This is a genomic window from Kytococcus schroeteri, assembly GCF_002847825.1.
Classification (GTDB): Bacteria; Actinomycetota; Actinomycetes; order Actinomycetales; family Dermatophilaceae; genus Kytococcus; species Kytococcus schroeteri.
This window is the reverse complement of record NZ_PKIZ01000016.1, coordinates 45,186-64,638: the sequence shown is the minus strand read 5'-3', so window position 1 is coordinate 64,638 and position 19,453 is coordinate 45,186. Positions and strand designations below refer to the sequence as shown.

19 protein-coding genes are annotated in these 19,453 nt (G+C 74.2%); 18 read left to right on the top strand and 1 reads right to left on the bottom strand.

Annotated elements, in window-relative coordinates:
- The first annotated feature begins 91 nt into the window (after positions 1 to 91).
- The 16 genes from CYJ76_RS08880 (at position 92) to hisIE (ending at position 14,872) form a co-directional block, all read left to right on the top strand.
- Positions 92 to 472, top strand: a complete 381-nt coding sequence (locus tag CYJ76_RS08880; protein WP_070703590.1) for a hypothetical protein — start codon at positions 92 to 94, stop codon at positions 470 to 472.
- Between the two features lie 43 nt (positions 473 to 515).
- Positions 516 to 974 carry a hypothetical protein gene (locus CYJ76_RS08875; RefSeq protein ID WP_101849880.1) on the top strand — a complete coding sequence of 153 codons (459 nt, stop codon included), beginning with the start codon at positions 516 to 518 and terminating at the stop codon, positions 972 to 974.
- A gap of 69 nt (positions 975 to 1,043) precedes the next feature.
- Positions 1,044 to 1,676, top strand: a complete 633-nt coding sequence (locus tag CYJ76_RS08870) for a hypothetical protein (RefSeq protein WP_180802265.1) — start codon at positions 1,044 to 1,046, stop codon at positions 1,674 to 1,676.
- Positions 1,673 to 2,464 (top strand): enoyl-CoA hydratase/isomerase family protein, encoded by a 792-nt coding sequence (locus CYJ76_RS08865; protein WP_070703586.1) that lies wholly within the window; start codon positions 1,673 to 1,675, stop codon positions 2,462 to 2,464. The genes CYJ76_RS08870 and CYJ76_RS08865 overlap by 4 nt, the downstream gene beginning before the upstream one ends.
- 166 nt (positions 2,465 to 2,630) lie before the next feature.
- A complete protein-coding gene (locus tag CYJ76_RS08860) occupies positions 2,631 to 3,419 on the top strand; it encodes an electron transfer flavoprotein subunit beta/FixA family protein (RefSeq protein WP_101849879.1) in 789 nt (262 codons plus the stop codon).
- A 30-nt stretch (positions 3,420 to 3,449) separates the two neighbouring features.
- Positions 3,450 to 4,403: an electron transfer flavoprotein subunit alpha/FixB family protein gene (locus tag CYJ76_RS08855; RefSeq protein WP_070703582.1), complete on the top strand. Its 954-nt coding sequence runs from the start codon at positions 3,450 to 3,452 to the stop codon at positions 4,401 to 4,403.
- 239 nt (positions 4,404 to 4,642) lie between these two features.
- Positions 4,643 to 5,215: a type 1 glutamine amidotransferase domain-containing protein gene (locus tag CYJ76_RS08850; protein WP_070705324.1), complete on the top strand. Its 573-nt coding sequence runs from the start codon at positions 4,643 to 4,645 to the stop codon at positions 5,213 to 5,215.
- 127 nt (positions 5,216 to 5,342) lie between these two features.
- On the top strand, positions 5,343 to 6,752 hold the full coding sequence (gene hisS / locus CYJ76_RS08845) for a histidine--tRNA ligase (protein WP_101849878.1): 1,410 nt from the start codon (positions 5,343 to 5,345) through the stop codon (positions 6,750 to 6,752).
- A 206-nt stretch (positions 6,753 to 6,958) separates the two neighbouring features.
- Positions 6,959 to 7,276 carry a YerC/YecD family TrpR-related protein gene (locus tag CYJ76_RS08840; protein ID WP_070705322.1) on the top strand — a complete coding sequence of 106 codons (318 nt, stop codon included), beginning with the start codon at positions 6,959 to 6,961 and terminating at the stop codon, positions 7,274 to 7,276.
- Positions 7,277 to 7,351: 75 nt separating this feature from the next.
- On the top strand, positions 7,352 to 8,269 hold the full coding sequence (gene hisG / locus CYJ76_RS08835) for an ATP phosphoribosyltransferase (protein WP_101849877.1): 918 nt from the start codon (positions 7,352 to 7,354) through the stop codon (positions 8,267 to 8,269).
- Positions 8,269 to 9,588: a histidinol dehydrogenase gene (hisD, locus tag CYJ76_RS08830; RefSeq protein ID WP_101849876.1), complete on the top strand. Its 1,320-nt coding sequence runs from the start codon at positions 8,269 to 8,271 to the stop codon at positions 9,586 to 9,588. The genes hisG and hisD overlap by 1 nt, the downstream gene beginning before the upstream one ends.
- Complete coding sequence (locus CYJ76_RS08825; RefSeq protein WP_101849875.1) at positions 9,585 to 10,883, top strand: aminotransferase class I/II-fold pyridoxal phosphate-dependent enzyme; 1,299 nt, start codon at positions 9,585 to 9,587, stop codon at positions 10,881 to 10,883. The genes hisD and CYJ76_RS08825 overlap by 4 nt, the downstream gene beginning before the upstream one ends.
- Entirely contained in the window at positions 10,880 to 11,959 is a 1,080-nt protein-coding gene (hisB, locus tag CYJ76_RS08820; protein ID WP_101849874.1) for a bifunctional histidinol-phosphatase/imidazoleglycerol-phosphate dehydratase HisB, read from the top strand. The genes CYJ76_RS08825 and hisB overlap by 4 nt, the downstream gene beginning before the upstream one ends.
- Positions 11,956 to 12,639 (top strand): imidazole glycerol phosphate synthase subunit HisH, encoded by a 684-nt coding sequence (gene hisH / locus CYJ76_RS08815; protein ID WP_238138207.1) that lies wholly within the window; start codon positions 11,956 to 11,958, stop codon positions 12,637 to 12,639. Before hisB ends, hisH begins: the two co-directional genes overlap by 4 nt.
- Positions 12,636 to 14,261 (top strand): imidazole glycerol phosphate synthase subunit HisF, encoded by a 1,626-nt coding sequence (gene hisF / locus CYJ76_RS13290; protein ID WP_462345204.1) that lies wholly within the window; start codon positions 12,636 to 12,638, stop codon positions 14,259 to 14,261. Before hisH ends, hisF begins: the two co-directional genes overlap by 4 nt.
- The gene (gene hisIE / locus CYJ76_RS08805) at positions 14,258 to 14,872 is read left to right on the top strand and encodes a bifunctional phosphoribosyl-AMP cyclohydrolase/phosphoribosyl-ATP diphosphatase HisIE (protein ID WP_070703894.1); all 615 of its coding nucleotides are present in this window, start codon (positions 14,258 to 14,260) and stop codon (positions 14,870 to 14,872) included. The genes hisF and hisIE overlap by 4 nt, the downstream gene beginning before the upstream one ends.
- A gap of 75 nt (positions 14,873 to 14,947) precedes the next feature.
- Here the strand turns inward: hisIE and CYJ76_RS08800 are convergent, their stop codons facing one another.
- Positions 14,948 to 16,555 (bottom strand): catalase, encoded by a 1,608-nt coding sequence (locus CYJ76_RS08800; protein ID WP_101849873.1) that lies wholly within the window; start codon positions 16,553 to 16,555, stop codon positions 14,948 to 14,950.
- A 109-nt stretch (positions 16,556 to 16,664) separates the two neighbouring features.
- Between CYJ76_RS08800 and CYJ76_RS08795 the strand changes: the two genes are divergently transcribed.
- Together CYJ76_RS08795 and CYJ76_RS08790 are read left to right on the top strand one after the other, a co-directional pair.
- The gene (locus CYJ76_RS08795) at positions 16,665 to 17,861 is read left to right on the top strand and encodes a cysteine desulfurase family protein (protein WP_141494524.1); all 1,197 of its coding nucleotides are present in this window, start codon (positions 16,665 to 16,667) and stop codon (positions 17,859 to 17,861) included.
- 180 nt (positions 17,862 to 18,041) lie between these two features.
- The gene (locus CYJ76_RS08790) at positions 18,042 to 19,418 is read left to right on the top strand and encodes an HNH endonuclease signature motif containing protein (RefSeq protein ID WP_238138206.1); all 1,377 of its coding nucleotides are present in this window, start codon (positions 18,042 to 18,044) and stop codon (positions 19,416 to 19,418) included.
- The last annotated feature ends 35 nt before the right edge of the window (positions 19,419 to 19,453 follow it).

Below are 19,453 nucleotides of genomic sequence, written 5' to 3'. Positions count from 1 at the left end.
ACTGACCGCGGCCACAGCGCCCTGAGAGGACTCCCACCCACCAGCCGACTGTCACCAACCTGATGACCGAGAACACCTAGACTCTCCCGCCGTGATCCCCGCCCTGACCACCGCCCTGTTCCTGTCGCTGGCGCTGCTGTGCCTGGTGACCCTGCTGTACGCGGTCGTCAACCGGCCGGTCGACAACCTCGTGCTCGGGGTGACCGGCCTGGCCGCCGTGGTGCTGCTCGTGCAACTCGTGGTGGGTCTGGTGATGGCGGTGACCACCTCGTACGACATCCCCGCCTGGGAGTTCGGCGCCTACCTGTTCGGCATGGCGGCGCTGCTGCCGGTGGCCTTCCTCTGGTCGGTGGCCGAGCGCGACACCCGGTGGGGCATGGGGGTGCTCTTCCTGGCCGGCCTGGCGCTGCTCGTCATGGCGCAGCGCCTGGTGGCCATCTGGTACCAGTTCCCCACCGTCCTCACCCCCTGACGTCCCCCCCCACCCACCCGGCCTCGCCGCCAGGAGCCGCCCCGTGTCCAGCCCGTCCCGCACCTCCCGCACCGCCCCGTCGGAGCCCACCACCGGGCCCGAGCCCGTCAACCACCTCAGCCGCGGCTTCGGCCGGGTGCTCGTGGCCGCCTACGCCGTGCTGGCGCTCGCCGCCACGGGCCGTTCGGTCATGCAGCTGCTGGCCTACTTCGACCGCGCCCCGCTGGCCTACCTGCTCTCCACGGTGGCCGCGTTGGTCTACCTCGTGGCCACCGTCGGCATGGTGCGCGGTGGTGCCGCGGGGCGGCGGACGGCCCTCGGCGCGGCGACCTTCGAGCTGGTCGGCGTGCTCGTGGTGGGCACGCTGAGCCTGGTGGACCCGGGGCTGTTCCCGGACGAGACGGTGTGGTCGGTCTACGGCCGCCAGTACGGCTTCGTGCCGCTGGTGCTGCCGGTACTGGGCCTGTGGTGGCTCCTGCGAGGTGCCCGCTCCGCGCGGTGACCGGTGGGTCCTGCCCGGCGCGGGAGGGGCGTGGGCGTGGGCTGGGTCACGGACTGTAGTTTGGGGCCCATGACTGATCCCACGCAGCTCCCGAGCTTCCCCACGGGCGACGACGCCGGGCCCACCGGCTCCTCCGCGCCCTCCCTGCGCGACCAGGTGGTCACCCTGCTGGAGACCGACGGCATGTCGCCGCAGGTCGACGGCGACGGTGACGTGGCCTTCGAGGTGCAGGGCCAGACCATGTTCGTGCGCGTCACCGAGGGCGACGTCGACATCATGCGCGTCTTCGGCCAGTGGCAGATCGGCTCCGACATCCCGGCCGACGTCGTGAAGTGGCTGAACAACACCAACGACGTCACCCTGGGCGCCAACGTCGTCAAGATGGGCATCGTCGGCACCACCCTGGTGGTCTCCGGCGAGCACCTCGTGCTCAAGGGCGAGGGTCCCAGCCCCCGCCTGCAGCTGACCGTCAACATGATCATGCAGGCCGTGCAGGTGTGGCACGAGAACGTCATGAAGGACGACGTGCAGCACGCCACCGAGGCCGCCATCGGTGCCCCCGGCCCGGTGAGCCCCGGTCGCGCCGGCGCCGAGGCCGGCGCCCAGGGCCAGGCCGCACAGCAGCAGGGGCAGCAGCCCGGCCAGCGGAGTGGCTCCTCGTCCTTCTCCCTGAACCTCGGTGACCAGGAGGGTCGCGCATGAGCACGCAGAACTGTGAGTTCGTCCGCCTCGAGGTGGCCGACGGCATCGGCACCATCCGCCTCGACCGCCCCAAGATGAACGCCCTGAGCACCCAGCTCCAGGACGAGATCGGCGTCGTGGCCCGCGAGGCCGCCGACCACCCGGACGTCGCCGCGGTGGTCGTGTACGGCGGTGAGAAGGTGTTCGCCGCCGGCGCGGACATCAAGGAGATGCAGAAGATGAGCTACGCGGACATGCTCGACCGCGCCGCCAAGCTCCAGGCCTGCCTCACCGCCGTGGCCGAGATCCCCAAGCCCACCGTCGCCGCCATCACCGGCTACGCGCTCGGTGGCGGCTGCGAGCTGGCCCTGGCCTGCGACTTCCGCGTCGTGGCCGAGAACGCCAAGCTGGGCCAGCCGGAGATCCTGCTCGGCGTCATCCCGGGGGCCGGCGGCACGCAGCGCCTGCCGCGCCTCATCGGTACTGCGAAGGCCAAGGACCTCATCTTCTCCGGCCGCCACGTGGACGCCGCCGAGGCGCTGTCCATCGGCCTGGCCGACGAGGTCGTGCCCGCCGAGCAGGTGTACACCGCCGCCGTGGAGCGCATGAAGCAGTACGTCGGCGGCCCGGCCGTCGCCCTGCGCGCCGCCAAGGAGTCCATCGACCGCGGCATCGAGGTCGACCTCACCACCGGGCTGGAGCTCGAGCGCATCGCGTTCGCCGGCCTCTTCGCCACCGAGGACCGCCAGATCGGCATGGACTCGTTCGTGGAGAACGGTCCGGGCAAGGCCTCCTTCGTCGGCCGCTGAGCCCACCGGGTGCGGGCGGCATCGCCCGCACCCGTGCACGGCACACCGCATCGGGCGGAACGTGACGTGCGACACTTGGAGGGCGCCCCGCACGGGGCGCCCTCCCCGCCATCGCCGGGGGACCGCACAGCGGCCCCGGCTGCACCAGCCATGAGAGAGGCGATCGATGAACATCGTCGTGTGCGTGAAGCACGTCCCGGACGCCCAGGGTGACCGGTCCTTCGATGACCAGGGCCTGACCGACCGCACCACGGACGGTCTGCTGTCCGAGCTCGACGAGTACGCGGTGGAGGAGGCCCTCAAGATCACCGAGGCCGCCGGGGACGGCCGCGTGACCGTGCTGACCATGGGCCCGGCCGCCGCCGAGGAGGCCGTGAAGAAGGCCCTGCAGATGGGCGCCACCGACGGCGTGCACGTCACCGACGACGCGCTGGCCGGCTCCGACGCCCTCTCCACCGCCGTGGTGCTGGCCGAGGCCGTCAAGAAGGTCGACGAGGTGGACCTCGTGCTCTTCGGCATGAGCTCCACCGACGGCGCCATGGGCGTGGTGCCCGCGATGGTGGCCGAGCTGCTCGGCGTGCCGATGGTGACCCTGGCCAACTCCGTGGAGTGCTCCGGCGAGACCGGCGGCACCATCACCATCAAGCGCGACACCGCCGAGGCCACCCAGACCGTGGAGGCCACCCTGCCGGCCGTGGTCTCGGTGACCGACCAGATCAACGAGCCGCGCTACCCCTCCTTCAAGGGGATCATGGCGGCCAAGAAGAAGACCATCGAGTCCTGGTCGCTGGCCGACCTGGGTGTGGACCCCTCGATGGTGGGTGCGGCCAACGCCTGGGCCATGGTGGACGGCACCACGCAGCGCCCGCCGCGCGAGGCCGGCGAGATCGTCACCGACGAGGGTGACGGCGGCCAGAAGCTGGCCGACTTCCTGGCCCAGCGCAAGTTCATCTGAGACGCCCCGACGAGATCCAAGGAGTAGACGATGGGTGAAGTTCTGGTTCTGGTCGACCACGTCGAGGGCGACGTCCGCAAGACGACCTCCGAGATGCTGACCGCCGCGCGCCGCGTGGGTGAGCCGTCCGCGGTGTTCGTGGGTGCCGGCTTCGACGCCGCCAAGGAGGCCCTGGCCGCCGCCGGCGCGGAGAAGGTGTACCGCCTCGAGGCCGCCGAGTTCGGCGAGTACCTCGTGGGCCCCACCGCCGAGGGCCTGGCCCAGCTGGTGCAGCGCACCGGCGCGTCGGCCGTCATCGTGCCGTCCTCGCCGGAGGGCAAGGAGGTGGCCGGGCGCCTGGCCGTCATGACCGCCTCGGGTGTCATCACCGACGCCGTGGACGTGGAGGCCGCCGACGGTGGCGTGAAGGTCACCAAGTCGGTGTTCGCCGGTGGCTGGACCACCGCCTCGCACGTCGCCAAGGGTGTGGCGATCGTGTCGCTCAAGCCCAACTCGGTGACCGCCGAGCCGGCCCAGGGGGCGTGCGCCGACGAAGTCGTGGAGGTGGAGCTCTCCGATGTGGCGCGTGGCGCGAAGATCGTGGCCAGCGAGGAGAAGCAGGCCTCCGGCCGCCCCGCCCTCACCGAGGCCGCCATCGTGGTCTCCGGTGGCCGTGGCACCGGCGGTGACTTCGACCCGGTCGAGTCCTTCGCCGACTCGCTGGGTGCCGCCGTGGGTGCCTCGCGCGCCGCGGTGGACGCCGGCTGGTACCCGCACTCCAGCCAGGTGGGCCAGACCGGCGTGACCGTGTCCCCGCAGCTGTACGTGGCGGCCGGCATCTCCGGTGCCATCCAGCACCGCGCCGGCATGCAGACCTCCAAGACCATCGTCGCGGTGAACAAGGACGAGGAGGCGCCCATCTTCTCGATGGTGGACTTCGGCGTCGTGGGCGACCTGTTCGACGTGCTGCCGCAGGCCACGGAGAAGATCCAGTCCAGCAAGTGACCGCCGGGTCCTGACCCCGCGCCGGCCGGGCCGGAACCGACCCCGGCCGCGCCCGAGAACCGCACCGGTGCCGAACTCGACAGTCGAGTTCGGCACCGGTGCGGTTCTCGGGTCCGGTCCAGCAGGTGGTGGTCCGGTGGGGGTGCGGGTCCGAAGGGCCGGGGGCCGGGCGGCGCGGGGGTGCTGGCCGAGCAGCCCTCCGGTTGCGACGTGCCGGGGGTCGGCGCGAGGGTGGAGCCATGACCGACACCACGCAGACCACCGGCAAGACCGTCTACTTTCTGACCTCCGCCGAGGGCATCGAGGCCGTGGAGCTCACCGACCCGTGGAAGGCCGTCACCGAGGCCGGCCACACCGCGCGCCTCGTGAGCCCCGAGGGCGGCGAGGTGCAGCTCTTCAACCACCTCGACAAGGCCGAGACCCGCACCGCCGACGGCGCCGTGGCCGAGGTGTCCGCCGACGACGTGGACGTGCTCGTTCTGCCCGGTGGCGTGGCCAACCCGGACGCTCTGCGCCTGGACGAGAAGTCCGTGGCCCTCGTGAAGGCCGTGCACGACGCGGGCCGCCCGGTGGCCGCCATCTGCCACGCCGGCTGGGTGCTGGCCGAGGCGGGCGTGGTGGACGGCCGCCGCGTGACGGGCTTCGACAGCATCGAGACCGACCTGCGCAACGCAGGCGCCGACTGGGTGAGCGGCGAGAGCGTCGTGGTGGACGGCAACCTCATCACCAGCCGCAACCCCGACGACCTGCCCGCCTTCAACGGGGCGATCCTCGAGGCGCTCGAGCACGGCGCCGCCGCCCCGCAGGGCTGAGCTCCTGACCGCCACGCCGTCACGACCGGCGCCCGGCCCCCCTCGCACCCCGGTGCGGTGGGGGCCTCGCGCTGCGTGGCCGACCACGCCGTGCGCGGCGTCGAACCCCGGAAACTAGACTCCGACCATGGCCCAGATCACCACACCCCGCCCCGCCCAGGGAACGCTCGAGCTGCTGCCGCGCCAGCAGGTGGCGTTCAACCGCATCGCGGACGTGGTGCGTCGCCATTTCGAGGCCGGCGGCTTCCTCCCGCTGGAGACGCCCGCCTTCGAGCGCACCGACGTGCTGCTCACCAAGTCCGGTGGCGAGACCGAGAAGCAGGTCTACTTCGTGCAGTCCACCGGTGGGCTGGCCAACGACCGCGAGGCCGTGGCCGCCGGGGACGAGGTGGGCCTGCCCGACCTCGCCCTGCGCTTCGACCTCACCGTGCCGATGGCGCGCTTCGTGGCCCAGCACGAGGGCCAGCTGACCTTCCCCTTCCGTCGCTACCAGATGCAGCGCGTCTACCGCGGTGAGCGTCCGCAGCGTGGCCGCTTCCGGGAGTTCGTGCAGTGTGACGTCGACATCATCGGCAAGGACACCCTCTCGGTGCGCCACGACGCCGAGCCGCCGGCCACCATGCACGCCATCTTCCGCGAGCTGGACTTCGGCCCGTTCACGATCCACCTGAACAACCGCCGCCTGCTGCGCGGTTTCTTCCGCAGCGTCGGCATCACCGACGAGCAGCAGCCGCTGGTGCTGCGCGAGGTGGACAAGATCGACAAGCGCGGTGTGGACTGGCTGCGCGAGGAGCTCACCGGCGAGCGCTTCGGCCTGGCCGCGGACGTGGTCGACGCCGTGGCGGGCTTCGTCTCCACCCGCACCGGCTCGCACGCCGAGGCCCTGGAGGTGCTGGCCGGCCTGGAGGGGCGCGACGAGGAGCTGGACGCCGGCGTGGCCGAGCTGCGCGAGGTGCTCGAGATGCTGCGTCACCTCGGCGTGCCCGAGGGCGACTACTGCGTCAACCTCGCCATCGCCCGCGGCCTGGACTACTACACCGGCACCGTCTACGAGACCTTCCTCGACGAGCACCCGGAGCTGGGGTCGGTCTGCTCCGGTGGGCGCTACGAGAACCTGGCCGGGCAGTACACCAGGTCGTCCCTGCCGGGCGTGGGCATGTCCATCGGCCTCTCCCGCCTGTTCTGGCAGCTCATGGAGAACGGCATGGTCGCCGACGAGCCGTCCACCGTCCAGGTGCTCGTGCCGCTGCTCGACGAGGCCCTGCTGCCCGAGGCGCTGGGTCTGGCCGCCGAGCTGCGCACGGCCGGCCTGCGGGTGGAGTCGGTGCTGGAGCCGGCCAAGCTGGCCAAGCAGTTCAAGCACGCCGACCGGGCGGGCATCCGGTTCGTGGCCGTGCTCGGCGCCCAGGAGGTGGAGCGCGGTGTGGTGACGGTCAAGGACCTGCAGCGCGGCGACCAGTTCGAGGCCGAGCGGGGCGACCTGGCGCAGGCGCTGCGCGTGGAGCTGGCGCAGCCGGTCGCCGTGCGCGGGGACTGACCCGGCACGGCCCTCGCCTCGAGCGGCCCACCACCCCACGGGGTGGTGGGCCGCTCGCGTGTGCCGGGGGAGGGGAAGGGGGCATGACGCCGATTCGGCGCACCGTGTCCTAGCGTGTTAGCGTGTTAATACATTCGATGACGGACCCGCGGCGCCGACCGCGACCACCCGTCACTGCCCACCCCCGTTCGCACCAGGAGGACGCCATGAAGCGACGCGACACCCCCCGTTCGCGCACCGTGGCCGAGGTGCGTGCCGAGCTCGTGGCCGTCCTGGCCTCGATGCAGGACCCCGCGGAGGTGGACGCCCTGCTCACCGACCTGTGCACGCCCGCCGAGGTGGAGGCCCTCACCGACCGGTGGGCCGTGGTGCCGCAGCTGGCCGAGGGTCGCAGCTACCGCGCCATCCACGAGGACACGGGCGTCTCGGTGACCACCGTCGGCCGGGTGGCCCGGTGCCTCGAGGACGGGGCCGGTGGCTACCGCGCGGCCCTGCGACATCTGGACGGGCCTGCCTCCGCCTGACCGGCGCGGTCCGCCGCGCACCTCCCTCGGACGCCCCGGCGTCCTCGATCCCACCGCTGGTGGGTGAGGAGCACCATGACCCCCGTGGAGACCCCGCGCGACCGCCTGCGCGTCGCCATCCAGAAGTCCGGTCGCCTCGGCGACCCGGCCCGAGACCTGCTGAGCGCCTGCGGCCTGACCTGGCGCGAGAGCCGTGACCGCCTGTTCTGCTTCGGCGAGGGCCTGCCGGTGGATCTGCTGCTGGTCCGCGACGACGACATCCCCGGCCTGCTCACCGACGGCGTGGCCGACTTCGGCATCGTGGGACGCAACGTGCTGGCCGAGGAGCAGGCCACCGGTGTGGGCACCGACCTGCACGAGGTGCGCCAGCTCGGCTTCGGTCCCTGCACCCTGCAGATCGCCGTGCCCCAGGAGTGGGACTGGCAGGGCCCGCAGCAGTTGCAGGGACTGCGCGTGGCCACGAGCTACCCGGCCCTCACCCGGGACTGGCTGGCCGCCCAGGGCGTGGACGCCGAGGTGGTGACGCTCAGCGGGTCGGTGGAGATCGCGCCCAGCCTGGGCCAGGCCGATGCCGTGTGCGACCTCGTGAGCTCCGGCGCCACCCTGCGCGCCAACGCGCTGCGCCCCGTGGCCGTGGTGCTGGAGAGCGAGGCCGTGCTGGCCGGCCCGGCCCGCCGCCTGGAGGGGCCGCGGGCCGAGCTGCTCGAGCTGCTGCTGCGGCGCCTGGACGGCGCCCGCCGGGTGGCCGACAGCAAGGTGGTCTGCGCGCGGGTGCCCGCCGACCGCCTCGCCGAGGTGCTGGCCCTGCTGCCCGATGCCGAGGAGCCCACCGTGGTGCCCAGGGTCGACCCCGCTGACCCGACCGCCCCCGCGGGGCTGTTCGCCGTTCAGGTGCTCTGCCACGGCGAGGTGACCTGGGGGCTGCTCGAAGCGGTCAAGGCCGCCGGGGCACGCGGCGTCGTGGTGCTGCCGGTCGAGGGGATGCTCGTCTGATGCGCGTCCTGGACTGGAACACGCTGGACGCCGCCGAGCGCGCCGCCGCGCTGCGCCGCCCCGCCCAAGAGGTGGGGGAGGAGGTCAGCCGCACCGTGGCCGAGGTGCTCGACGAGGTGCGCCGCGGGGGCGCCGAGGCCGTGGCCGCCTTCACCGAGCGCTTCGACGGCGTGCGCCGCGACGACCTGCTGCTCACCGACGCCGAGGTGGAGGACGCCCTGGCGCAGGTGGACCCGCAGGTGCGCCGCGCCATCGCGGAGGCGGCCGAGGCGATCCGTGCCTTCCACGCCCCCGGGGGTGCCCGGCCGTACGTGGTGCAGGAGGGCGAGGACGCCGTGCGCTGCGAGCGGGTGGTGCGCCCGGTGCGCAGCGTGGGCCTCTACGTGCCCGCCGGCTCGGCGCCGCTGCCCTCCACCGCCCTGATGCTGGGGGTGCCCGCCGTGCTCGCCGGCTGCCCGGAGGTGGTGGTGTGCACCCCGCCGACGCGCGACGGGGGCGCCGACCCGCTGGTGGTGGCCGCGTGCGTGGAGGTGGGCGTCCGCCGCATCGCCGTGGTGGGCGGTGCCCAGGCCGTGGGGGCCATGGCCTTCGGTGCCGGCCCCGTGGGCCCGTGCGACAAGGTCTTCGGGCCGGGCAACACCTTCGTCACCGAGGCCAAGCGCCAGGTGGCCGGCATGCAGGGTGGTCCCGGCATCGACCTGCCGGCCGGCCCCAGCGAGCAGCTCGTGGTGGCCGATGCCGGGGCGAACCCCGTGTGGGTGGCCGCGGATCTGCTGAGCCAGGCCGAGCACGGCCCGGACTCCCAGGTGGTGTGCGTGGCCGACGACCGCGACCTGCTGGAGCAGGTGGCCGCGGAGCTCTCCCGGCAGGCCGCCGAGCTGCCGCGCGCCGGCATCGTGACCGAGGCGCTGGGAGCCTCCCGGCTGGTGCTGGTGCGTGACCTGGAGCAGGCGGTGGAGGTCTCCAACGCCTACGCCCCGGAGCACCTCATCCTGGCCGTGCGCGAGCCGCGGGACCTGCTCGAGGGGGTGACCGCGGCGGGCTCGGTGTTCCTCGGCGACCACACGCCGGAGTCCCTGGGCGACTACTGCTCGGGCACCAACCACGTGCTGCCCACCTCGGGGGCGGCGCGGTGGACCGGTGGGGTCAACCTGTCGAGCTTCCAGCTGTCCATCACGGTGCAGGAGGCCAGCTCGCGGGCGTTGAGCGCCACGGGCGGGACGGCGGTTGCGCTGGCGCGGGCCGAGGGGCTCGAGGCGCACGCCCGGGCCGTGACCCGGCGCGTCGGCGAGCCCGAGGGCGGGGAGGCGCGCGCATGAGCCGCCGACCCTTCCCGCTGGGCTACGTGCGGGACGACCTCGCGGACTTCACCGGCTACTCCAGCGCCCGCACCAGCGCACCGGCGGGTGCCGTGGCGCCGGCTGCCGCCGCATCGGGTGAGCAGGGGGTGCCGGTTGAACAGGGGGCGCCGGTGGACCTCGCGTGGCTCAACGCCAACGAGGCCGCCACGCCCAACCGGGCCGATGCCGGCGCGAGCGTGCGCCGCTATCCCGACCCGCAGCCGGCCGCGCTCCGGGGGCGCCTGGCCGGGCTGTGGGGGGTGGCCACCGATGAGCTGCTCGTGACCCGGGGCAGCGACGAGGGCATCGACCTGCTGGTCCGTGCCTGCTGCGCACCCGGCGGGGCGACCCGCGGCGACGCCTCCGGCCCAGCGGCGGGAGCCGCCCGCGGGGGCGTGGTGGTGGCCCCGCCCACCTTCGGCATGTACGCCGTGACCGCCCGCCTCCACGGCGCCGCGGTGCACGCGGTGCCGCAGCTGGTGGAGCCCGCCGAGGGGCCCGGGGGCGGTGAGCGCTGGCGGGTGGACGTGGACGCCGTGCTGCGCACCGCCCGGCAGCAGCAGGCCGACCTGGTGCTGCTGCCCTCACCGGGCAACCCGACCGGGCAGGGCGTGCCGGTCGAGGACCTGGTGCGCCTCGCCGAGGGCCTGCGCCGCGACGAGGCCCCCGCTCTGCTCGTGGTCGACGAGGCCTATGCCGACTTCACCGACGCCCCCTCGGCGGCCACGTTGCTGGCCACCCACGAGAACGTGGTGGTGCTGCGCACCCTGAGCAAGGCACACGGCCTGGCCGGTGCCCGCATCGGGGCCGTGCTGGCGCGTGCCGAGCTCGTGGCGCTGCTGGGCCGCGTGCAGGCGCCCTACCCGTTGGCCGTGCCCGCGGTGCAGCTCGCCCTGGCCGCCACCGAGCCCGCGGCCCTGGAGGACACGGCCGACCGCGTGCGGCGCACCCTCGCCGAGCGGGACCGGGTGACCACGGCGCTGCGCGACCTGGCCGGCCGGCCGGGCTCCGGCATCGAGGCGGTGCTGGTGGCCGAGGCCAACTTCGTCACCCTGCGCTGCACCGACCCCGGGTCCGTGCTCGACGCCCTCGAGGAGCAGGGGGTGGTGGCCCGGGCGCTGGCCACGCACCCCGGCCTCGCCGACGGCGTGCGCGTCACGCTGGGCACCCCCGAGCAGGACGACCGGGTGCTCCGAGCACTGGGAGCCCACCCGCCCGCGCACCGACCCCCCACCGGCCGCCCCACCCGCACCACCCCCGAGGAGACCCCGTGAGCACGCCGCTGCTGCTCGTCGACCGTGACGGCACGATCATCGCCGAGCCCGAGGACCACCAGGTGGACTCCCTGGCCAAGGTGCGCTTCGTGGACGGCGTGGTGCCCGCACTGCTGCGCCTCCAGGAGGCCGGCTACCGCCTGGTCATGGTGAGCAACCAGGACGGCCTGGGCACCGACGCCTTCCCGCAGGAGGACTTCGACGCCGCCCACGGCCTGGTGATGCAGGTGCTCACCAGCCAGGGGGTGCACTTCTCCGAGGTGCTCGTGGACCGCTCCCTGCCCGAGGACCACGCCCCGACCCGCAAGCCCGGCACCGGGCTGGTGACCCACCTGCTCAAGGACCGGACCGTGGACTGGGATCGCTCGGCCGTGGTGGGCGACCGGGAGACCGACGTGGAGTTCGCGCGGGCCCTGGGCGTGCCGGCCTACCAGCTGGCCACCGAGGAGGAGCTCGGCGGCACGTGGACCTGGGCCGCCGTCGCCCACGAGCTCGTCGACCGCCCCCGCCGCGCCACCGTGGAGCGCGCCACCAGCGAGACCCGCATCCGGGTGGCGGTGGACCTCGACGACCCGGCGCCCGCACGGGTGAGCACCGGTCTGGGCTTCTTCGACCACATGCTCGACCAGCTCGGCAAGCACGGCGGGTTCGCCCTGCAGGTGGACTGCCGGGGCGACCTGGAGATCGACGAGCACCACACCGTGGAGGACACCGGCATCGCCATCGGGCAGGCGCTGCGCGAGGCGCTGGGCACCAAGACCGGCATCGGCCGGTACGGGTTCACCCTGCCCATGGACGAGTCGCTCGCCACGGCCGCGGTCGACCTCTCCGGGCGCCCCTACCTCGTCTTCGACTGCACCTTCACCCGGGAGATGGTGGGCGACCTCCCCACCGAGATGGTGGAGCACTTCTGGCGTTCGCTGTGCGACGGCGCCGGTCTCACCCTCAACCTCTCGGTGCAGGCGGGCAACGACCATCACCGCGTGGAGGTGGGCTTCAAGGCCGTGGCCCGGGCCCTGCGGCAGGCCATCGCGCGCACCGGCACGGGTCTGCCCTCCACCAAGGGGACGCTGTGAGCCGCCGGGGCACCGTGCCGGACGTGGTGCTCGTGGACGCTGGCGGGGCCAACATCACCTCGGTGCAGTGCGCGCTGGAGCGGCTCGGCGTCGACGCGCCGATGACGGGCGACGCCGAGCGCATCCGCCGCGCCGACCGCGTGGTGCTGCCGGGCGTGGGTGCCGCCGCGGCCGCGATGGCGCGGCTGCGGGAGCTGGGCCTGGTGGAGGTGCTGCGCTCGCTGGAGCAGCCGGTGCTGGGCGTCTGCTTGGGCATGCAGTTGCTGCACGAGGCCTCCACCGAGGGGGCCGGCGGGCGTGCCGTGGGCGCGGGCGACGCGCCGGTGGAGTGCCTGGGCCTGCTGCCCGGGACCGTGGAGCGTCTCGAGCCGGGCCCGGGTGCGGTGCGGGTGCCCCACATGGGCTGGAACCTGCTGGAGCCCGGTCCGGCCGCCGCGGGCGACGACCCGGTGCGCCGGGTGCTCCGCGGGGCCGCGGACCCGCGCGCCTACTTCGTGCACTCGTGGGCCGCCCCGGTGGGCCCCGACACGGTGGCGCTCACCCGCCACGGACGCGAGTTCGCGGCCGTGGTGCAGCGCGGCACCGTCACCGGCATGCAGTTCCACCCCGAGCGGTCCGGCGACCTCGGGTCGTGGCTGCTGGCCGCCTTCTGCGGCATCGACGAGGAGGACCCCCGATGAACGACTTCACCTGCTACCCGGCCCTGGACGTCCGCGGCGGCGCGGTGGTGCGCCTGCACCAGGGCGACTACGCGCGGCAGACCTCCTACGCGGTCGACCCGGTGGAGCAGGCCCGCGCGTACGCCGCAGCCGGGGCGCGCTGGCTGCACCTGGTGGACCTCGACGGTGCGCGCGCCGGCGGGTGGTCGCTGGCGCCGCTGGTGCGCCGCATCGTGGAGGAGACCGGCCTGTCGGTGCAGACCGGCGGGGGCGTGCGCGGCGAGGCCGACGTGGAGATGGTGCTCGCCTCCGGGGCCTCGCGTGCCGTCGTCGGCTCGATGGCGGTGACCGCGCCCGAGGAGGTGGCCCGGTGGCTGAGGCGGTGGGGGCCGGAGCGGCTCACGCTCGCCCTGGACGCCCGGCCCGTGGACGACGTGTCGGAGGCTCCAGGGACCCCCGGCGCGGGCGGAGTGCGCTGGGAGCTGCCCACCCGCGGCTGGACCCGGGACTCCGGGGTGGACCTGGCTGACCTGCTGGCCCGGTACCGCAGCGAGGGTCTGCGCCACGTGCTGGCCACCGACATCAGCCGCGACGGGACGATGACCGGGCCCGGGCTGACGCTCTACGACCACCTCACCGCCCTGGCGCCCGACGTGGCCGTGCAGGCCAGCGGGGGAGTGCGCTCGGTGGCCGACGTCGCCGCCGTCCGCGGGCGGGGGTGCGCCGGCGTGGTGCTCGGGCGGTCCCTGCTGGAGGGTGCGCTCGACCTCGCCGACGCGCTGGTCGCGGGGCAGCCGGCGCCGGCACCTGCGGTGGCGACCGCCGCGGTCGGGGCCGGCGCCGCGGACGCGTCCCCGGCGCCGGCCCCGACGCGCCTGGCGCGCCGCGTGGTGCCCTGCCTCGACGTGCGTGACGGCCGGGTGGTCAAGGGCGTGCGTTTCGCCGACCACCGGGACGTCGGCGGCATCGAGGAGCTGGCCCGCCGGTACCGCGACGCCGGCGCCGACGAGATCGTCTTCTACGACATCTCCGCCAGCCCGGCCGGCCGTTCGGTGGACCGCTCGTGGGTCACCCGCGTGGCCCGCATCCTCGACGTGCCCTTCAGCGTGGCCGGTGGCATCCGCTCGGTGGACGACGCCCGCGAGGTGCTCCACGCCGGCGCCGACAAGGTGTCGGTGAACACCCCCGCCCTGGAGCGTCCCGGCCTCGTGGACGAGCTGGCGGACGCCTTCGGGGTGCAGTGCGTGGTGGTCGGTGTCGACTCGTTGCGCGACGAGGACGGCGCCTGGCGTGTCCGCTCCCACACCGGGGACCCCTCCACGCTGCGCAGCGCGGGGCGCTCCACCCTCGAGTGGGTGCAGGAGGTGACCGAGCGCGGCGCCGGTGAGGTCGTGCTCAACTGCATGGGCTCGGACGGGGTGCGTTCCGGCTACGACGTGGAGCAGCTCGCCGCCGTGCGCCAGCTGTGCCCGGTGCCGTTCGTGGCCTCCGGGGGAGCCGGTGCGGTGGAGCACTTCGTCGAGGCCGTGCAGCGGGCCGACGTGGACGCCGTGCTGGCGGCCAGTGTGTTCCACTCGGGCACGCTGACGATCGGACAGGTCAAGGACGGGCTGGCAGCGGCCGGCGTGGAGGTGCGGCGATGACGGTGGACGTGCAGGTGCTGGAGTTCTCGGCGGAGCAGACCGGCGGGCGCGCCCTGGTGCCCGCGGTGGTGCAGGACGCCGACACCCTGGCGGTGCTCATGCTCGGCTGGATGGACCGTGACGCGGTCGAGGCCACGCAGACCACGGGCCGGGTGACCTTCTGGTCGCGCTCCCGTGCCGAGCCGTGGGTCAAGGGCGCCACCTCCGGCAACACCCTGGAGCTGGTGGACCTGCGGACGGACTGCGACGCCGACAGCGTGCTCGTGCTGGCCCGCCCCACCGGGCCCACCTGCCACACCGGGGCCACCTCCTGCTTCGGCGACGAGCCTCCCGCCTCGGAGGTGGGACGGCTGGCCCGCACGGTGGCGGCGCGGCACGTGGACCTGCCCGAGGGCTCGTACACCACCTCCCTGTTCGAGGGGGGCACGCGCCGCATCGCGCAGAAGGTGGGCGAGGAGGGCGTCGAGGTGGCCCTGGCCGGCGTGGCCCAGGGGTCGCAGGAGCTGGCGCAGGAGTCCGCCGACCTGCTGTACCACCTGCTCGTGCTGCTGCAGGACCGCGGCGTGACCCTGGCGCAGGTGGAGGACGTGCTGCGGGCCCGGCGGGGCTGAGGCGCGGACGGCACGAGGGCGCCCACCGGCCGACCAGCCGGTGGGCGCCCTCGTCGCAGGGTGCGGTGTGCCGGGTCAGCCCCGGCGGGCCCCGTCGGCGTCGGTCGTGCCCTCGGCGGCATCGGCCTTGGCGTCCTGCGGCTGGCCGCCCGGGTTGCGCTCGGCCTGCCCGGCCTTCACCGCGGCCTCGATGCGGGCGCCGGTCTCGGCGTCCACGGCCTTCCAGTAGTCGAACGCGCGCTCCAGCACGTCGCCCTTCACGCCGCCCAGCAGGTGGCCGGCGACGGTCTCCACGAAGCGGTCGCGCTGTGCGTCGTCCATCACCTCGCGCACCAGGATCCCGGGCTGGGTGAAGTTGTCGTCCTCCTCGCTGCGCACGGTCTCGGCACGGCGCACCAGCTCGCCGGAGACGGGGTAGGAGTCCTCGGCCGCGCCCGTGCCGTCCGAGTAGGGCGTGCCCATCGAGTTGGCGGCGTACATGGCCGCGTCCCCGGAGTGGTCGTACGCCATCGGGCCGTCGTAGGAGTAGGTGTGTCCCTCCACGCGGTGCCGGTTCACGGGCAACTGGTGGTAGTTCGGGCCGATGCGGTGGCGGTGGGTGTCGGCGTAGGAGAAGACGCGCCCCAGCAGCATCGTGTCCGGGGACAGGCCGATGCCGGGCACGGTGGCCGACGGCTCGAAGGCAGCCTGCTCGATCTGCGCGAAGAAGTTCTCCGGATTGCGGTCCAGCGTCATGACGCCGACCTCGTGGAGCGGGTAGTCCTCGTGGGAGACCGTCTTGGTGACGTCGAAGATGTTGGTCCGGTACGAGAAGCCCTCCTCGAAGGGGATCACCTGCACCGAGAGGGTCCACTTCGGGAAGTCGCCGGCCTCGATGGCCTCGAACAGGTCGCGGCGGTGGAAGTCGGCGTCCTCGCCGGCGATCTGCGTGGCCTCCTCGCCGGTGAGGCCCTCCACGCCCTGCTGGGAGTGGAAGTGGTACTTCACCCAGAACTTCTCGCCGGCCTCGTTGACCCACATGTAGGTGTGGGAGCCGTAGCCGTTCATGTGGCGGTAGCTGCGCGGGATGCCGCGGTCGCCCATGAGGTAGGTGACCTGGTGGGCGGACTCCGGGTTCATCGTCCAGAAGTCCCACTGCATGTTGTTGTCGCGCAGGCCGTTGCCACCCATGCGCTTCTGCGAGCGGATGAAGTGGGGGAACTTCATCGCGTCGCGGATGAAGAAGATCGGGGTGTTGTTGCCCACCAGGTCGTAGTTGCCCTGGGTGGTGTAGAACTTCAGCGCGAAACCACGGGGGTCGCGCCAGGTGTCCGGGGAGCCCATCTCACCGGCCACGGTCGAGAACCGGGCCAGCATGTCGGTCCGCGTGCCGGGCTGGAAGAGGGCGGCCTTGGTCCAGCGGCTCACGTCCCGGGTCACCTCGAAGGTGCCGAACGCGCCGGAGCCCTTGGCGTGCACCACGCGCTCGGGCACGCGCTCGCGGTCGAAGTGGGCCATCTGGTTCACGAAGTGGGCGTCGTGCAGCAGGATCGGCCCGTCCTGGCCGGCGCGGAGGGACTGGCGGTCCGAGGGGGCGGGCGCGCCGGTCTCGGTGAGGGAACCCGAGGTGTCCGCGGAGGTGGGGTGCGGGTCCTGGGCGTCGGCGGGGTCTCCGGGGGCAGGGGAGGTCTCGTAGGTGGCCATGTCCCCAGCATGGCACTGTGCGGTCTGCGGGCAACTCGAGCGCGGACTGCCCGCCCGCCGTCGTCCCGGACCCACCGCGGGGCGCGTCACCCCGTCGAGGAGGACCACCGTGCAGCACCCCGTCGAGGCCATTTACCTGGACCACGCGGCGAGCTCGCCGCAGCGCCCGGAGGTCACCGAGGCGATGGCCCGCGTGGCCGGCTTGCCGGGCAACCCCTCGGCCACGCACGCCTTCGGGCGGCGCGTGCGGGCCCTCGTGGAGGAGGCCCGCGAGGAGGTCGCCGAGCTGCTGGGTGCCGAGCCGGCCGAGCTGCTCTTCACCGCCGGGGGCACGGAGGCCGACAACCTCGCGGTCATCGGGGGCTACCGGGCGCTGCCCCGGGGTGCCGGGGTGGTGACCACGCGCACGGAACACGCGGCGGTCACCGAGGCCGTGGGTCGTCTCGTGCAGGCCGAGGGGGCCGAGCTCGGCTGGGCGGAGGTGGACGCCGGGGGCCTGGTGCCGCCCGCGGCGCTGGCCGGCGTGCTCGACGCGTGGGGGAGCGGGGGCGGCGCGGGGCCGGACGCGGGCACCCGGCCGGCGCTCGTCAGCATCGTGTGGGGCAACAGCGAGACCGGGGTGCTGCAGGACGTGCCGGCCCTGGCCGAGGTGGTGCGGGCGCATGGGGGCGTGCTGCACGTCGACGCGGTGCAGGTGGTGGGGCACGCCCCGGTGGACGTGGCGGCCAGTGGCGTGCACCTGCTCTCGATGGCGGCGCACAAGGTGGGTGGTCCGCAGGGTGTGGGGCTGCTCGTGGCGCGGCGGGGCGTGGGGCTGCGGCCGGTCAACCACGGCGGTGGGCAGGAGCGGCGCATCCGGTCGGGTACGGTGCCGGTGGCACTGGTGGTGGGGCTGGCCGCGGCGCTGCGCGCGGCGCTGGCCGACGGCGCGGCCGAGCAGGCCCGGCTGCGGGGGTTGCAGGAGCGGTTCGAGGCGCAGCTGGCGGCGGTGGCCGCGGCCCGGGTGACGGGAGCGGGGTCGCCGCGGCTGCCGCACGTCTCGCACGTGACCTTCGCGGGCTGTCGCAGCCAGGACCTGCTCTTCCTCCTCGACGACGCGGGGGTGGCCGCCTCGGGCGGGTCGGCCTGCGCGGCGGGCACGAGCCAGCCGAGCGCGACCCTGGCCGCGATGGGGCGCGGCGCCGACGAGGCCGCCTCCGGCATCCGCTTTTCCTGGGGGTGGTCGACGACGGTCGAGGAGGTGGACCGCGCCGCGGCCGCGCTGCCGGGGGTGGTGGAGCGGGCCCGGGTGGCCGGGCAGGTCTGAGGGGGCGCGGCAGCGGCCGCGTGCCGGGGCCGAGGGACACGGCGGGACCGAGCGGAGACCGGTGGGTGCCCATCCACAGATGTACTACAGGTGTTGCATGGAATCGAACACCTGTAGTAGGGTGGGTGCGTCGACGGGGAACGACACGAGGCATCGCAGGGAGCACCGAGGGGGTGGCGCATGGACCTCGACCACGGCAGGGCACAGGCCCCGGCTGCGCCCGAGCGGGAGGCCGTCCGGCGGACGCACGGGGGGCCGCGCAGCCTCGACCTGCTCGAGGACGTCCGCGTGCTCGCCCCGCAGCTCGTCGCCTGGCGGCACCGGATGTGGCAGCTCGGCTCCGACGAGTTGGGCACCGTGCTCGAGGCGCTCGAGGACCTGACCCGTGCCGCGCAGGCCGCCATGGCGGGCGTGGCGGCCGAGGCGGTCGGCCGCGGGGTCGTCCGGGACTCGCGGGCGGCGTCCACCACCGACTGGATGCGCCGCCAGGGCGGGGTGACCGAGCCCGGGCGGGCGCACACCCTGGCCCGTGTGGCCGAGGCCTCACTCGAACCGGGGACCGAGTCGCTGACCGAGGCGGTGTGGGGCGGAGGTGTGGCCGTCGACCACGCGGCGGTGGCGCTCAAGGAGTCCGAGAAGGTGATGCCGCTGCTGCCGGGTGCCGACCGGTCGGAGGTGCTGGGGCACTACCTGACCGTCGCCTCGTCCAAGGACGCCTCGCGCCGCACGCTGCGCCGGCTGACGCGCGAGATCATGGCCCGCTACGGCGAGGACCGCCTCGACGACCTCGACGAGCGCGCCCGGCGGTGCAGCAGTCTCACCGAGCGGGAGCTGCCCACCGGGCTCGTGCGCTTCCAGCTCGACCTCAACCAGCCCGACGCCGCCCGTTTGCGTGCGGCCGTCCACGGGCTGTCCGCCCCGCGCTCCGCCAAGGGGCCCGACGGGACACCGGTCCGGGACACGCGCACGCCCGGGCACCGGCGCGCCGATGTACTCATGGAGCTCGTGCGCCGCGCCCAAGCGGCCGATCGGACCCAGTCCGCCAACGGGTGCGGGCTGTCGGGATCCACCACCCTGGTGGTGACGATGACCGCCGACGGGCTGCGGCAGGCGCTCGCCCAGGCAGGGTCGCGCCGTCAGGGCTGGGGTCGGGGGATCGGTGACCTGCACGACGGGGGAGAGGCGACCTTCGGCACCACCACGCACGGGGACGTGCTCACCGCCACGCAGCTGCGGCGGGCTGCGTGCGACGCCGCCGTCATCCCGATGGTGCTCGGCACCAACGGGGCGCCCCTGGAGGTGGGGCGAGTCCGCCGCCTGGCGACGGGCCCTCAGCGGGCCCACATGACGAAGCGCGACGGCGGGTGCACCTTCCCGGGCTGCACGCGGCCGCCGGGGTGGTGCGAGGCCCATCACGTCGTCCACTGGGCCGACGGAGGGGCGACCGGGGTGTCGAACATGGCCCTGCTCTGCGGTCGCCACCACGACGTGGTGCACCGGGACGGGCTCTCGGCCCGACTGGTCGACGGCACCTGGGAGTGGGACGACCCTCCGTAGACTGGGCAGCCCCATGACGAGCCCGCAGATCTCCA